13 protein-coding genes are annotated in these 15,165 nt (G+C 69.4%); 8 read left to right on the top strand and 5 right to left on the bottom strand.

Features of this window, described 5'->3' with window-relative positions:
- Positions 1–103: 103 nt before the first annotated feature.
- The 3 genes from ppc to ACX80J_RS08050 form a co-directional block, all read right to left on the bottom strand.
- Positions 104–2,941 carry a phosphoenolpyruvate carboxylase gene (gene ppc / locus ACX80J_RS08060; RefSeq protein ID WP_459347458.1) on the bottom strand — a complete coding sequence of 946 codons (2,838 nt, stop codon included), beginning with the start codon at positions 2,939–2,941 and terminating at the stop codon, positions 104–106.
- A 435-nt stretch (positions 2,942–3,376) separates the two neighbouring features.
- Entirely contained in the window at positions 3,377–4,540 is a 1,164-nt protein-coding gene (locus tag ACX80J_RS08055; RefSeq protein WP_459345913.1) for an acyl-CoA dehydrogenase family protein, read from the bottom strand.
- A 41-nt stretch (positions 4,541–4,581) separates the two neighbouring features.
- Positions 4,582–5,367 (bottom strand): SDR family NAD(P)-dependent oxidoreductase, encoded by a 786-nt coding sequence (locus ACX80J_RS08050; protein WP_459347393.1) that lies wholly within the window; start codon positions 5,365–5,367, stop codon positions 4,582–4,584.
- 145 nt (positions 5,368–5,512) lie between these two features.
- Here ACX80J_RS08050 and ACX80J_RS08045 point away from each other — a divergent pair, with 145 nt between their 5' ends.
- Positions 5,513–6,523, top strand: coding sequence for a glycoside hydrolase family 76 protein (locus ACX80J_RS08045; protein WP_459345911.1), 1,011 nt, complete (start codon positions 5,513–5,515; stop codon positions 6,521–6,523).
- Here ACX80J_RS08045 and ACX80J_RS08040 read toward each other — a convergent pair.
- Positions 6,520–7,140 carry a YdeI/OmpD-associated family protein gene (locus ACX80J_RS08040; protein WP_459347392.1) on the bottom strand — a complete coding sequence of 207 codons (621 nt, stop codon included), beginning with the start codon at positions 7,138–7,140 and terminating at the stop codon, positions 6,520–6,522. The two genes, ACX80J_RS08045 and ACX80J_RS08040, sit on opposite strands and share 4 nt — an antisense overlap.
- A 168-nt stretch (positions 7,141–7,308) precedes the next feature.
- Between ACX80J_RS08040 and ACX80J_RS08035 the strand changes: the two genes are divergently transcribed.
- Positions 7,309–8,007 carry a VOC family protein gene (locus ACX80J_RS08035; protein ID WP_459347391.1) on the top strand — a complete coding sequence of 233 codons (699 nt, stop codon included), beginning with the start codon at positions 7,309–7,311 and terminating at the stop codon, positions 8,005–8,007.
- A 5-nt stretch (positions 8,008–8,012) separates the two neighbouring features.
- On the opposite strand, the gene ACX80J_RS08030 is transcribed toward ACX80J_RS08035, so the two are convergent.
- Positions 8,013–9,533 (bottom strand): GDSL-type esterase/lipase family protein, encoded by a 1,521-nt coding sequence (locus ACX80J_RS08030; RefSeq protein WP_459347390.1) that lies wholly within the window; start codon positions 9,531–9,533, stop codon positions 8,013–8,015.
- A gap of 204 nt (positions 9,534–9,737) precedes the next feature.
- On the opposite strand from ACX80J_RS08030, the gene ACX80J_RS08025 reads away from it, so the two are divergent.
- The 6 genes from ACX80J_RS08025 (at position 9,738) to ACX80J_RS08000 (ending at position 15,116) form a co-directional block, all read left to right on the top strand.
- The gene (locus tag ACX80J_RS08025; RefSeq protein ID WP_087072867.1) at positions 9,738–10,277 is read left to right on the top strand and encodes an NUDIX hydrolase family protein; all 540 of its coding nucleotides are present in this window, start codon (positions 9,738–9,740) and stop codon (positions 10,275–10,277) included.
- Between the two features lie 120 nt (positions 10,278–10,397).
- Positions 10,398–11,261, top strand: coding sequence for a DUF6707 family protein (locus tag ACX80J_RS08020; RefSeq protein WP_459347457.1), 864 nt, complete (start codon positions 10,398–10,400; stop codon positions 11,259–11,261).
- Positions 11,262–11,304: 43 nt separating this feature from the next.
- Positions 11,305–12,567, top strand: a complete 1,263-nt coding sequence (gene tgt / locus ACX80J_RS08015; protein ID WP_459345907.1) for a tRNA guanosine(34) transglycosylase Tgt — start codon at positions 11,305–11,307, stop codon at positions 12,565–12,567.
- A 190-nt stretch (positions 12,568–12,757) separates the two neighbouring features.
- The gene (locus ACX80J_RS08010) at positions 12,758–13,714 is read left to right on the top strand and encodes a type IV toxin-antitoxin system AbiEi family antitoxin domain-containing protein (RefSeq protein WP_459347389.1); all 957 of its coding nucleotides are present in this window, start codon (positions 12,758–12,760) and stop codon (positions 13,712–13,714) included.
- 269 nt (positions 13,715–13,983) lie between these two features.
- A complete protein-coding gene (locus ACX80J_RS08005) occupies positions 13,984–14,649 on the top strand; it encodes a TetR family transcriptional regulator (RefSeq protein WP_459345905.1) in 666 nt (221 codons plus the stop codon).
- Positions 14,646–15,116 carry a hypothetical protein gene (locus tag ACX80J_RS08000; protein ID WP_459347388.1) on the top strand — a complete coding sequence of 157 codons (471 nt, stop codon included), beginning with the start codon at positions 14,646–14,648 and terminating at the stop codon, positions 15,114–15,116. Before ACX80J_RS08005 ends, ACX80J_RS08000 begins: the two co-directional genes overlap by 4 nt.
- Positions 15,117–15,165: the final 49 nt, after the last annotated feature.

Genomic DNA, 15,165 nt, shown 5'->3' with positions numbered 1-15,165 from the left:
CCGAGGGCCGGTGTCAGCTTCCAGAGGCGGCAACCGGCACGTCCCGACACGTATTCCGGCGGCGCGTGTCTCTCAGTCCGGAAGGGACACGCACCGCCGGGGATCAGCCGGTGTTGCGCATCCCCGCAGCGACACCGTTGATGGTGATCAGCATGGCCCGCTGGAGCTGCCCGTCGGGGCGGCCGCCGTCGGCCTCCGCCCGCACGCGGCGCAGCAGTTCGACCTGCAGGTAGGAGATGGGGTCGAGGTACTGGTCCCGCACCGCCAGCGACCGCTTCAGCACGGGCTGGTTGTCGAGCAGTTCGTGCTCGCCCGTGAGGTGGCGGATCTCCGCGAGGGTCAGCTCGTACTCCTCGCGGATCACGCCGAAGAGGTGCTGCAGGTCCTCCGGCACCAGGGCTTCCACGTAGTGGGCCGCGATCTCGAGGTCCGTCTTGGCGAGCGTCATCTCGACGTTCGAGACCACGGTGCGGAAGAAGTGCCAGCGCTCGAGCATCTCGGCGAGCAGGCCCTCGTGGCCCGCCTCGCGCGCGGCCCGCAGCCCCGAGCCGACGCCGAACCAGCCGGGTACGATCTGACGGGACTGGGTCCACCCGAAGACCCAGGGGATGGCCCGGAGACCGCCCAGGCCGCTGCCGGAGTCCGGCCGCTTCGAGGGACGCGACCCGATGTTGAGCGAACCGAGCTGTTCCACCGGCGTCGACGCGAGGAAGTACGCCGGAAGGTCCTCGTGGTCGATCAGGGAGCGGTACCGGGCGAAGGCGGCATCGGAGACCGTCTCCATCACCTCCGCCCAGCGGTCGCGGTCGTCGTCGGACGTGCGGGGGGTGCGGTGCAGCGCCGAACCCTGCATGACGGCGGCCAGGGACAGTTCGAGGTTCTCGCGGGCCAGGGCCGGCAGCGAGTACTTGTCGCTGATGACCTCGCCCTGCTCGGTGAACTTGATCTCCCCTTCCAGCACGCCGTTGGGCTGCGCGAGGATCGCGTCGTAGGTAGGCCCGCCACCGCGGCCCACCGACCCGCCACGGCCGTGGAACAGGCGGAGGCGGACGCCGTGCTTCGCCGCGACGTCACGCAGGCGCCGCTGCGTCTTGTGGATCTCCCAGAGGCTGGTGACGACGCCGGACTCCTTGTTGGAATCCGAGTAGCCGAGCATGACCTCCTGCAGGTCGCCCCGGAGGCGCACCACCTCACGGTAGGTCGGGTCGGAGAGGAGGGTGTCGACGATCTCCGCCGAGACCCGGAGCTCGTCCACGGTCTCGAGCAGCGGGGCGAATCCGATCTTCGCGAAGGCACCCGAATCCGGGCCACCGGAGCCGTTCCCGACGACGTCGACCAGGCCGGCTTCACGTGCGAGCACCACGGGGGCGAGGACGTCGTCGGCGCCGCGCGTCATGGAGACGATGTACGTCTCGATGACGTCGGGTCCGTAGGTCTCCAGCGCCGAGGCGATCTCGCGGAAGACATCGAAGGTCCGGCGGGCGCCGTCGTCGAGCGGCGGGTTGATGGTCGCCAGCGGACGCCGGGACGCCAGTTCGCGGGAGAGCGCGCCCAGGCGGGCCTCCCGGTCCAGTTCCAGGTAGGGCACCTCCAGTTCACCCAGCCGGTCGGTCAGCTGCGCGACGACGTCGTGGTGCATGTCCGCGTGCTCACGGATGTCGAGCGTGGCCAGGTGCAGGCCGAAGGACGAGATGACACGCGACGCCGTGGCGAGGGCGCCGTCGGCTGCCAGGCCCGCGGCGTGCTGCCGGAGCGAGTCCCCGACCAGCTGGAGGTCCGTCAGCACCTGGGCGGTGTCGTTGTAGTCGCGGCCCGGCTCATGCGCCGTCTGGTGCTGGACGCGCGTCGCGGTGTTGAGCAGCTTGGCCTTCACGCACGTGAGCTTGAGCCGGTACGGCTCCTGAGCGTTGAGCTCGAGGATCCGCTTGTCGAGGCGCGGGAGGCTGGCGAGGTCGCGCTCGATGGACTCCGTCAGCTCGGCGGACGCTCCGACGATCGCGGTCGACGAGGACAGCGAGGAGATCAGCCGATCGACGAAGTGGATCGCGATCCGCACGGCCTGCTGGTTCTGGATCTGCAGGATCTCCCGGGTGACGGCGGCGGTGACGTTGGGATTGCCGTCGCGGTCCCCGCCGATCCAGGAGCCGAACTTCACAGGCGCTCCGGCGGCGGGAAGGGTGACGCCGTGCTCGGCGAGGAGGTCCGAGAGGTCCTCGAGCAGCTCGGGCATCGACGTCGTCAGGATGTCACCGAGGTAGTAGATGGCGTTGCGAGCCTCGTCGATCGGCGTGGGCCGTACCTGGCGCAGCTCGTCCGTCTGCCAGATCAGGTCGATGACCTCGGCGAGCCTGCGGTCCTGGCGGCGCCGCTGCTGCGAGCCCTCCGCGGTCGCCTCGGCGAGGATGTCGGAGAGCCGGCGCAGCTTGTCGAGCACGGAACGGCGCGAGGCCTCGGTGGGGTGGGCCGTGAAGACCGGGCGGACGTCGAGCTCCTGAACGACATCGGCGAGCGCCCCGGGACCGGCGTCGGCCGCGATCCGGGACACGGTCTGCGCGAGCCAGCCGTCCTCCTCGGAGCGCGTCCGCAGTCCGCGGACGCGGTGCACCTGCTCCGCTGCGTTGGCGAGATGGAAGTAGGCGGCGAAGGCCCTGACCAGCTCGGTGGCCTGGTCGATGGGAAGTGCCGCGAGGAGCTCCCGGACCTGCTCCGCGAGCACGGCACGCTCGCCGGCATCGCTGACGATGCCGGACTCCTTGGACTCCTTGGTGAGCAGGCGGACGCGCTCCACAAGGTCGAGGAGATCCTGCCCGTGCTGCCGGACGAGCGATTCGCCGAGCAGGGTACTGACGCGGCGCACGTCTGCACGGAGATCGGAACTGAGATCTCCCGCGGCTTCGCCGAACTGGTCGGCGGCTTGCGCGGGGGACACTTCGAGGGGCACTGTCACAACAGCCTGCTTTCAGGGCACGGAAAACGGGGCGTATGCGGCACTGGATACGACGGATTGCTGTTGGGATACTACCCAGTAATGTGGCGTGGGCCTCACTCGGTCCGCCATGTGAACCGGACCGGCCGGCGCACGCAGCCCTGGAACGGCGGCGGCCGCTCCGCAGTACACCTCCCGGCGCTGGCTCCTTCGGCGTCGTGCACGGCTTCACCCGGCGACGGAACCGGAACACCGGCGTGTCGCCGCCCGACACGCAGTTCCTCGCTGAAACGCGTGCACGACGGCGCGGGCGGGGCGCTCGGGCCGCACCCTCCGCCGTCGTTCCTGGTTCTTGACGGCAACGCGGTCGAACGCCGGCGTGTTGCCGCCCGACACGCTCTTCGAGAGCCAAAAGCCGGGAACGACGGCGCGGCGCCGGCAGAGGACGCGTCAGGCGAAGGCGGAGATGCCCGTCAGCGCCCGGCCCACGATCAGGCTGTTGATCTCGTACGACCCCTCGTACGTGTAGACGGCCTCGGCATCGGCGAAGATCTTCGCCATGGCGTAGTCCGTCACGATTCCGTTCCCGCCCAGGATGCCCCGCCCGAGCGCGACCGTCTCCCGCATGCGCGCCGTCGTGAAGGACTTGGCGAAGGCGGCCTGCACCATGTCGGACGCCCCGCCCTCCTGCAGCTGCGCGATGCGCGCCATGACGGCCAGGCTCGCCGTCGTATTGCCCATCATGGTGACGAGCTGGTCCTGGACGAGCTGGAAGCCTGCGATCGGCCTGCCGAACTGGTGGCGCTCGACCGCGTACTGCCGTGCGACGTCGAACGCGGCCAGTTGCTGCCCCACGGCCTGCCAGCCGACGAGGATGCGCGATCCGAGCAGGAGCTGGCGGGTGTCGTCGAAGGACTCGATGCCGGCGAAGCGGTCCGCCTCGGGGATCCGCACGTCCGTCAGGGTGATGTCGGCGTTCTGGACCGTCCGCAGCGCGATCTTGTTGTCGATGGCCGTCCGGGTCACCCCGGGCAGCGAGGCGTCGAGGATGAAGCCCCGGACGTCCCCTGTCGCGGTGTCCCTCGCCCACAGCAGCATGTAGTCGCAGAACGTGCCGTTGCCGATCCACCGCTTCGCCCCGTTGAGGACCCAGCTGTCGCCGTCGCGCGTCGCCGTCGTGGCCATGCCGCCCGCGACGTCGGACCCGTGCTGCGGCTCGGTCAGGGCGAACGCGCCGGTGATCCTGAGGTTCATCGCGTCCTGCAGGAGGCGGGCCTTCTGTTCCTCACTCCCGAAGATGTGGAGGGCCTCGACGAAGAGGTCGTGGTGGACCAGGAAGAACGTCGCGATCGAGGTGTCGGCCCGGGTCAGCTCGGCGATCACGAAGCCGCTGAACAGGTGGCTGTACCCCTGCTGCACAGGCGTACTCAGGTTCAGCGAGGCCAGCTTGGGCAGGATCCCGGACGGGAACTCGGCCCGGTTCCACCACTCGATGGCGTGCGGCGAGACCTCCTTGGCGAGGAAATCCCGGACGTCCTGCAGCTTCTCCCGCTCATGGGCGGCCAGCAGGGACTCGAAGCCGAGGAGATCGGCGGTAGGCAACTGGCTCTCCATCGAGCCGTCCTTTCGGTTGAGACCGGGAGGTCGTGGAACGGCTACTTCGGCGCCATGCGGATGGCGCCGTCGAGGCGGATCGTCTCGCCGTTGAGCATCTGGTTCTCGATGATGTGTGCCGCGAGCGCGGCGTATTCCGCGGGCTTGCCGAGGCGTGACGGATGCGGCACCTGCGCGCCGAGCGAGTCCTGGGCCTCCTGCGGCAGCCCGGCCATCATCGGGGTCTCGAAGATCCCCGGGGCGATGGTCACGACGCGGATCAGGGAGCGGGCGAGTTCCCGCGCGAGGGGCAGTGTCATCGCTGCGACGCCACCCTTCGAGGCCGAGTAGGCGGGCTGTCCGATCTGGCCGTCGAAGGCGGCGACGGAGGCGGTGTTGATGATGACGCCGCGTTCCTCCGATCCGCCGAGCCCGCTGACCGTGCCGGTCGCCGCCATGGCCTCGGCGGCGAGCCGGAGGACGTTGAAGGTTCCCACCAGGTTGACGGTGATGACGCGCGCGAACTGCTCCAGCGGGAGGACGCCGTCGCGCCCCAGGACCTTCCCCGGCGTGGCGATGCCGGCGCAGTTCACCACGATGCGCAGCGGGCCGAGCTCCGACGCCGCAGCGACCGCGGCCTGGACCTGGGCGGGATCGGCGACGTCGGCGGCGACGAAGCGGACGCGTGTGCCGGCGGGGTCGAGGCCGGCTGCCGCATCGGCGCCGGCGGACTGCGGAAGGTCGACCAGTACCACCGAGGCGCCGTCGTCGAACAGCCTGTGGGCGGTGGCGAAGCCGAGTCCGGATGCGCCGCCGGTGACGAGGGCTACTGCTCCCCTGATATCCATGCCTGATCCTTCCACTGCGGGAAGGCCGCCATTGGTCCATCCACGCGCCCAGCGTACTGTGACGCGGACCACTGCGCACCCGGACGGCGGTCGATTGCGCATCCTGCCCAACGCGGGGGGCACGACCTGTGGCTAGGGTGGTCATATGCCCATTCCCGACGAGGCCGCTGCGTCGGCCGCCCGCAGCGTGCGGCACCTGTTCTCCCGACGGAGCCTGCACGTCCCCGGAACGAGGCTCGGAGCAATCGCCTTCCCTGCCCCGAACGGTCGCAGGCATCACTGGCACTACTGGTGGCAAGCACACTTCCTCGATTGCCTGCTGGACGAGCACCTCCGGAATCCCGCGGGGAACGCCCTGTCCGAGGCCCGCAAGCTGGCTCGGGGTATCTGGCTGCGGAACGGCGGCCGCTGGCGCAACTCCTACTACGACGACATGGCATGGCTCGCCCTGGCCCTCCAGCGCCTCGACGCGGTGGAGGGGCGGCGACGGCCCCGGTGCCGCGTGCGCGTCCTGGGTGACGCCCTGCGGTCGGCGCACACGGACGAGCTCGGCGGCGGCATCTTCTGGAACACCACGAGGGACTACAAGAACACCGCGACCACGGCGCCGGCAGCCCTGTTCTTCGCCCGCGCCGGCGAATTCGGCCGGGCGCAGGAACTGCTCGGCTGGCTCCGCACCCGCGTACACGACCCGGCCACGGGGCTGTACCTGGACGGGGTGAAGGCGGACGGATCCGCCGGCGGCGTCGTCGACCGGAGGGTGTACACCTACAACCAGGGCACGGTGCTCGGTGCGCTCGTCGCCGTCGGCGGCCGGGAGAACCTGGAGCATGCGGCGGACCTGGTGGACGCGGTCTCCCGCTCCACAGCGGACGACGACGGCGCACTGACGTTGGGATCCAGCGGCGACGGCGGCCTGTTCACCGGGATCCTAGGGCGCTACCTCGCCCTGGCGGTCTCGACGCCCGGGATCGGCGCGGGCACAGCCGCTACCGGCCGCTCGCTGCTCGGGACCACCGCTGAGCGGCTCTGGACGGCCCGGATGCAGGCGGGCCCCGGCGTGTTCCTCTTTCCGCCGCCGCAGGAGGGACCGGTGAGCCTGTCGTCCCAACTCCAGGCCTGGACGGTCCTGGAGGCCGAGAGGGCGTGCCGCTAGCCGTCCTGCTCCCTGTCCCGCTCCTTGTCCTGCTTCCTGCCCTGCGGATAGAAGGTCTCACCGCGGGCCAGCATGGCGACGAACTTGGTGATGTTCCGCTCCTTCGCCGCATCCGTCTTGAGCTGGGCGAGGCGGAAGATCAGCGCGTAGCGGTTCTGGGAGGACAGGGTGCGGAACGTGGCGAGCGCGGCGGCGTCGGCCTCGATCGCGGCCATCAGCTCGGGCGGGACCTCGGCCGTAGCGGGCCCGGCGTAGGCCCGCTCCCACCGGCCGTCGGCCTGGGCCGCGGCGACCGCACGCTCCCCCGCCGCGCGCATGCGCCCCTCGGCCCGCAGCCGCTCGACGAGGCCCTGGTTACGGGTGGACCAGATGCTGCGCGGCCCACGGGGTGTGAAGCGCTGGAAGTAGCTGCCGTCGTCACGTGCCCGCGCCTGCCCGTCGATCCAGCCGAAGCAGAGCGCCTCGTCGACCGCCTGCGCATACGTGAGCAGCGTCGTCGTTCCGCCCTTCTTGTGCTCGATCAGCCAGACGCCGGGCGAGGCGTCGTGGTTCTCCTCGAGCCAGTGCCGCCAGGCCGCCGCGTCGGGCAGCAGGAGTTCGGGAAGTTCGGCCTTCATGCACTCACCCTAGGACGACCCGCGCCATCCGGGAACGGGTCGTCCGTATCCTCCTGCCGGTGGCTCCCTGTCCGCAACTCCCTACCGGCGACTCCCCGTCCGCAACTCCCTACCAGCGACTCCCCGTCCGCAGCGACGGACGGGCGTCCCTCATCCGAAGGAGGACCGATGCTTCGCGTCCGTCCCGTCGTCTCCACCTCCGACCTCGCCCACGGCGCCGTATTCCTCCGCGCACTCGGACTCAGCGCGGCCCAGGACCCGGCGCCGAACGATTCGTATGCCGTCTTCGACGCCGGGAGCGGCCGGCTGGCGCTTCGCTCCTGTCCGGCCGGCAGCCCCGGGGACGGCACCACGGCCCTCGCGTTCGAGGTCGGCGACGTGCGGGAATTCGCGCGGAGGACCGCCGAAGCCGGCACGCCCGTCGAGCTCACCGGGGAGCACGGACTCGTCGCCCGGGTGCCCGCTCCGGACGGGGCCTCCCTCCCCGCCGAGGCGGGTCCGCGCGAGACGGGGGCTCCGGCGTCGCCCCTGGTGGTCCTCGCCCTCTGGCAGACGCCCGACGTCACCGCCGCGGTCCGCGTCCTGAAGGACATGGGCGCCAGACCGAGGAGCAGCTCCGGCACACGGAACGACTTCACCATGAAGAACGGCGGGCTCGTCGCCGTCCACTCCGCGGAGCGCGCCGGGATGGAGCCAGCCTTCGAGTACGACGGCGATGTGCGGGACCTGGCCGCGGACCTCACCGCCGCAGGTTTCGGGCCCGTGGTCGCCGGAGAGAGCCACGAGCAGTCGCTTCGTGTCCGCGCTCCCTGGGGCGCGGAGGTCCGGATCAGCGAGCGGCCGCGGAACCTCCCCTCGTGGTCGTGACCGGATTACCTACCGAGTGCGGCCGACAATTTCGGGATGTACAGCGTGGCGACGGCATCGTGCCCAGCCTGTGCCAGGTGGACATCGTCCAGGTATTGGGCCGCGGCCGTACTGGCGAGGCCGGCGACGGAGATGAAGGTGACACCGTCCCTCGCAGCATTGGCTGCCAGTACATCGTCGATGTGACGCCGCTGGACGTGCGAATCATCGCTGCGGGACATGACACCGTTGATGACGATCCTGCTCTGCGGGTACATGAGTTTCAGCTTGCCCCACAGGGCTGAGCTGTCGGCGATGACCTGTGCATCGGTCTTCCATGTCGTTGCGTCGTTGCCGCCCAGGGTGACCAGCACCAAGCCCGGAGTCCCTCCCAGGAAGGGAACCAGCCCCTGCTGAACCGCGGTCCAGCCCGTCCCACCGGCCCAGGAGCTTAAGGTCGAGTAACCCATTCCACCGTAAGCCAGGTGTGAAGTCTGGTCGGTGAAGCCCAGAGCACGGGCACCCTGCTCGCTCCAGGAGTCGCCGTCGAGCTGGGAATCACCGTAGAGCACCACCGACGCCGCGGTAGCCCGGACATCGGTGAACGGGTAGACGGAGGATACCGGCGGTGCAGTGGCCGGAGCGGCACCCGTTGTGATGATGCCCTTCTGGAACTGGGTGTGGGTACCGGTGGCATCCTTCCAGGTGTCCGTCGTCGGCCAGCCGTACCTGCCGAAGTCGACAGCCAGCGTGTTGAAGTGGCCCGCGTCGATGCTCCTGGCACCAGCGTTCGGACCCCAGGTGATCACGCCACCCTGGAAACGCTGGTAGTAACCGCCCTGCCAGGCGGTCTTGTTGCTGGTCGGCAGGCCGAGGGAGGACCGTGCGCCGCCCTTGTTCTCGTAGTAGGTCTGGATGTAACCGCCCGTGGTGGTGAACACCCGGCCGCTGGAGCCCGACCAGTACACCTTCCCGCCCTCGTAATCCTGCCGGACGCCGTTCGGGACGGCCATCTCTTCGGATCTGGGGTAGCCGAGGAAGCCGCGCTCGTACTGGTTCGCCGCGTAATAGCCTTTGATGGCACCGGTGACGACGCGGGCACCGGTCGCAGGCGACCAGTAGATATAGCCGTTCTGGAAATTCTGGACCGCTCCGCCGCGGACTGTCAGCCTGAATTCGTCACCGGTGGGGTGACCCAGGAATCCCCTGGTCCACCCGGCGGCGGAATACCGCGCGCCGATCGCGTAATTGAGCACCATCTGGGCGCCGGTCTTCTGGGTCCAGAGCACGTAGCCCTTCTGGAAGCGCTGCGAGCAACTGACAGCGTCGCAGCCCTTGCTGCCGATGGGGTCGCCGAGCGCGGCGCGGTTGGCATTCCACTTGATGTAGGTCAGGCCGTCGACGCTGTACCCTGCCACTGTCATCGTGGGCACTGCAAGTGCCGGTGCAGCTGATGCGTGCGGTGCAAGCGCGGAACAACCGGCGGCGCTCGGAAAGAGTGCGAAGGCCGTGACGACGATGGCGGCAATCCGGCTCTTTCCAGACATCCCGATCTCCTTGGGTCACGGGTGTATTCCTGATACCCGCGCACGGGTTGTCTACGCTCAATCGTCTCTCTCGTTCGGGTTTTGGGCGCGGGCCCGTGGTACTCGGATCTCCTGATCCCCCGAATGAGGTAATCGGGAAGTCAGGCGATTCTCAGGAGAATGCGTGCGGCCCGTCCCCTACTGAGCGTCTGCTAAAACTGGGGTATGAACGTACGCACCCCTGACCCCAACCCGGGCTGGCTCTCCGAAGATGACCTGTACGAGGCCCGCCGCCGCCTGCCGATGGTCTACGTGGAGGCGATTCCCGTCCGGTGCGACGCCCTCGGGTATGTCAACCAGGTGGGGCTGCTGCTGCAGGCCAACGAGCAGGGCGAGATGGTGCGGACCTTCGTCTCCGGGCGCGTGATGTACCGGGAGACGATCCGGGCTGCCCTGCTCCGCCACCTCGAGAAGGATCTCGGCCCGCTCGCCCTCCCGCAGCTCCCGCCGTCGCCCGTGCCCTTCACCATCGCGGAGTACTTCCCGTCCCCCTCCGAGACCGGCCTGACCGACGACCGTCAGCACGCCGTCGCCCTCGCGTACCTGATCCCCGTGACCGGCGAGTGCAGTCCCCGCCAGGACGCCCTCGAATTGTCCTGGCTGACCCCGTCCGAAGCGCTCAGCCCCTCGATCCAGGCGGAGTTCTCGGGCGGCCGCGCGGACCTGTTGCGGCAGGCGCTCGCGCACGCCGGCTGGGGCCGCTAGCCGCACCCCGGCCGGAGGAGCACCCGCCGGGCGCCGCGTTACCGTATCGTGAAACGGGCGCGCTGAGCGCTGGCGACATCCGGGGGGCTATTGGCAGAGGTTGGCACGACGTACATGATGGTGGGCAGATTGGACAGGACTGGACTGCGCGCAGTTCCGGCAGAGGTACTGGCGGCAGGGAACGTACTCGCGCTCCCCGACGGCGACGATTCGGCGGAGGTCACCGCCGTCGCCGTCGAGAACGACGACTTCGGAATACCCGCCCTCGTGATCGCGACCGTGGCCGGAGGGCGCCGGGTCTCCATCGCCACCGGGTCGATGGTCTATGTCGAGCCGGCCGACGCCGAGATCGGCGTCTCGGCGGTCGCCGCGGACCACGGATCGCCGGAGGCGCTCGTCGCCCAGATAGCGCAGGCACACGCGGACAGCGGCGTCATCCAGGAGATCGCCGCCCGCCTGGCGCGGGGTATCAACCTCAAGGCCGGCAGCAACCTCCAGGACCTCCAGCAGCTCGCCCTCACGCTGTTCATCGACGAGGGCGACACCGCCGCCGCCCTCACCGTCGCCGATCTGCTCGCGGAGCTCCCGTTCGACGGGAACTTCGGGCGGTGGAAGTGGATAGAGGGGGGACTCGCGATCGCCGCGTACCTCACCCGCCACGACGAGGAGCGTTCGGCCCGGTACTCCGCGGCCATCCGCGCGGCCGACGACGCCGAGACGGACCCGCTGCGCGCCAAGACCGCCGCGGTATACCGGCAGCGCCAGCTCAACGAGCCCAACGTCTACGACCCGGAGATCCTGCGTGCCTCCGCCGCCGGCAGCATCGACGTCGAACGCGACTGGCGGATCCTCCGCATCGGCGTCCTGCTGTACCTGCGGGCGCACGGCGGGTCGGAGACCCTGAGCCGTGAGGTGCTCGAGCGCCGGATCGCCGCGGAACTCGCCGCCGTCGCCTCGCTCAACGCCCAGCTGACCGGGGCCTGACGCCGCGGACCGGCCGCCTGCTCCGGGCTGGCAAAATAGGGTGGTGCATCCACAGTCCCAGCAGTCCTCGTTCTCCTTCTCCGTCTCCAACCGCCTCGAGGACACGACGCCGGGAGCAGGGAACGGCGGGCACCGGCACGGGCGCACCGGGACCATCACCACCCCGCACGGTGAGATTCGGACGCCGGCCTTCATCCCCGTGGGCACCAAGGCATCGGTGAAGGCGGTCCTCCCCGGAGCCATGGCCGAACTCGGCGCCCAGGCGCTCCTGGCCAACGCGTACCACCTCTACCTGCAGCCCGGTGCGGACATCCTCGACGAGGCCGGCGGACTCGGCGCCTTCATGAACTGGCCCGGCCCCACCTTCACCGACTCCGGCGGGTTCCAGGTCATGAGCCTCGGCTCCGGGTTCAAGAAGGTCATCACCATGGACGTGCCCGTGGATGCCGACAAGGCCGGAGCCGACGACCGCATCGCCGTCGGCAAGGAGCGCCTGGCGCACATCGACGACGACGGCGTCTGGTTCAAGTCCCACCTGAACGGCGACCGGCACCGCTTCACCCCCGAGATCTCGATGCAGGTGCAGCACCAGCTCGGAGCCGACATCATGTTCGCGTTCGACGAGCTCACCACCCTCATGAACTCACGTGGCTACCAGGAGGAGTCCCTCGAGCGGACCCGGCTCTGGGCCCTGCGCTGCATCGCCGAGCACGAGCGGCTCACGGGCGAGCGCAGCCACCGCCCCTACCAGGCCCTCTTCGGCGTCATCCAGGGCGCGCAGTACGAGGACCTGCGCAGGAAGGCCTCCGCGGACCTCGGGGCCATGAACTTCGACGGTTTCGGGATCGGAGGCGCCCTCGAGAAGGAGAACCTCGGGACGATCCTCGGCTGGTGCAGCGACGAGCTGCCCGAGGACAAACCGCGCCACCTTCTGGGCATCTCCGAACCGGACGACCTCTTCACGGGCATCGAGAACGGCGCCGACACGTTCGACTGCGTCTCCCCCACACGCGTGGCCCGCAACTCGGCGTTCTACACCCCGGACGGCCGCTGGAACCTCTCCAACTCGCGCTTCAAGAGGGACTTCACCCCGCTGGTCGACGGATGCGACTGCTACACCTGCACCCACTACACCCGGGCGTACATCCACCACCTGTTCAAGGCCAAGGAGATGGTCTCGGCTACGTTGATCTCCATTCACAACGAGCGCTTCGTGGTGCGGATGGTCGACGACGCGCGCGCGGCCATCGACGACGGCACCTTCTACGAGCTGAAGGACGAGGTGCTGGGGAGGTACTACGCCTAGCCCCGTCGTCGGGGTCCGGTCGCGCTGGCAACTCCCCGTCGTCGGGCCGCCGCGCCGGGTGCCCAGAGCCGTGGCGGCGCCCCACCGGCACGGGGCCTGTGCCACGGGTCCGGCCGCAGCCGCAGAGTCGTTTGTCCACATCGGACGACGTCGGAGCCATCGGCGGCGCGCACCCTGCCACTGTCACAGCATGCCTTCACCACTGGATGTCACTGAGACCCCGACACTGTGGCGGTACCGGGAACTCCTCGACGAGGGACTGAGCCGCCAGCGGATCCAGCGACTGGTGGCCCACGGTGATCTGCGACGGCTGCGGAAGAACTGCTACGTCCCGGAACTCCAGTGGACCGGGCTCACAACGATGCAACGGCTCGCACTCCAGGCCGAGGCTCATCACCACTCCCTCGTGGGCCTTCCGACGGCACAGCACGTCTACAGCCATGAGACGGCCGCCGTACTCCACGGCCTCAGCCTGTGGAGGCCCGGCACTGCGGTCCATGTCACCCAGCCGACGCGCACCTCGAACGCGAGCCACGGCGCGGACGTGCTGAACCACAGCGCCCGCCTCGCCGCGGACGACGTCGTCCTCCTCCGCGGACTGCCCGTGACGTCACTCCTCCAGACCACAACGGACTGTGCGCGGACCCTCCCGTTCGACAAGGCCCTGATCATCGCCGATCAGTGCCTCGCTCGCGGCGTTTCGCGGGCAGCGGCCATCACCCGGATCGAACTGCTCGGACCCGCCAAGGGAGTGGCCCGGGCGCGTGCCGTGCTTGCCGCGTCGGATCCATTGTCCGAGTCGCCCGGCGAGACTCTGACCCGGAGCCGGCTGCTGCACTTCGGGCTGCCCGCTCCCCAATCGCAGGTCGATGTACTGACCCATCTCGGCCGGTATCGGCTCGACTTCGCCTGGCCGGACCTGCTGGTGGGACTGGAGTTCGACGGGAAGGTGAAGTACTTCGGCGCCGCGCCGACGAGCGAGGTCCTGTACCAGGAACGACGGCGCGAAAAGGCGCTGACGGAGATCGGGTGGACCGTGCTTCGACTCGAGTGGGCCGACCTCTTCCGCGAAGCGGAACTGGAAGCCCGGCTCCGTTCTGCCCTCCACTGCGCCGCCGCCCGGGCTGCGCGGGCCCCACAGTCTTGACGGCGCTGCCATAGCCGCAGGTTCCCTGTCGAAGGGCGGCAGGCGATCAGGCAGCCGACCACCTCCTCGACGTCCCGCTGAGCACTTCCGCGGGCAGCCGAGCGCGCAAATCCGTGGCGGAGCGCCATCCCGGGGAGGAGAACCAACGGGTCTGGGCACCCGGCGCGGCGGCACAAAGGTGGAGGAGGACGGGCGGCCCGCACCGATCGGTCTGAACGCGTTCAAATCAGCACTACACTTCGAATCGAACACGTTCGAAAGGAAGATCCGTGCCGACGCCCACTGCCAAGAGCGAAGCGACCAGGGAGCTGCTGGTCTCCACCGCGCTCCGGCTGTTCCGGGAGATCGGCTACGAGAAGACGACCATGCGGACCATCGCCGCCGAGGCACGCGTCTCGACGGGGAGCGCGTACTACTACTTCGCCTCGAAGGACGACCTCGTCCACGAGCTCTACCGCAGCCTGCAGGAGGAGCACCGCGCCCGCGCCCTGCCGCTCCTGCGCGAGGGACAGAACCTCGGGGAACTCCTGCGGATAGTCCTGAACACCCACATCGACGTCATGGGGCCGTACCACGACTTCGGCTCCAACTTCATCAGCATCTCCATCCGGCCGTCCAGGACCACGAGCCCCTTCGGCAGCGAATCAGCCGTCGCCCGAGCCCGCGCCATCGCACTGTTCCGGCAGGCGGTCGCCATGTCGCGGCCGCAGCCACCCCTCGCCATCCGCGACGACCTGCCCGAGCTCCTCTGGTACGCGTCCATGGCCATCACCCTGTTCTGGGTCTACGACTCCTCGCCCGGTCAGCTCCGTACCCGACGCCTGATCGACCAGGCAGCTCCGCTCATCTCCAAACTCGTGATCCTCTCCCGGCTTCCCGTGGTCCGGAAGATCGTCGAGGACATCGTCCAGCTCATCCGGGGCACGCGGCAGTGACCGCCGACGACGACGACGTGAACAACGACGACGAGCTGAGCGACGAGCTGAACGACGACGTACAGGACGGCGGACCACCGCCGCGCCACCACGTCACCTTCGGACCCGCAGCCGTCGCCGTCGGATTCCTCGTCGGACTGTCGGTCCTCGCGCTGGTCTTCTCGCTCCCGTGGGCGGGGGACATGGCGCCGGGCGTCTTCGTCCTCGCCCTTGCGTACGGGGGCCTGCTCGGCGCGGTCACGGCCCTGCCGCTCGGCGTGATGCTCGGGTTCCTGCTCCGGCCCGTCCGCAACCAGTGGGTGCACATCGGGGTCTTCTTCGGCGTCTTCACGCTCGTCGCCTTTCTCATCATCACCCTGCTGTCGCCCTCCCGGGTGGTGCTGGAGAACCTCCCCATCGCCCTCATCATCGGCGGTGCGGGCGCAGTGGCCCGCGCCAGCGTCTGGAAGATGGTCCGTGTGCGCTGAGTAGCGCCACCGGAGCGATCACGGGAGCACACTCCCAGCCGCCTGATCC

Source organism: Arthrobacter rhamnosi (assembly GCF_054510975.1).
This window is presented reverse-complemented; position numbering and strand designations above follow the sequence as displayed.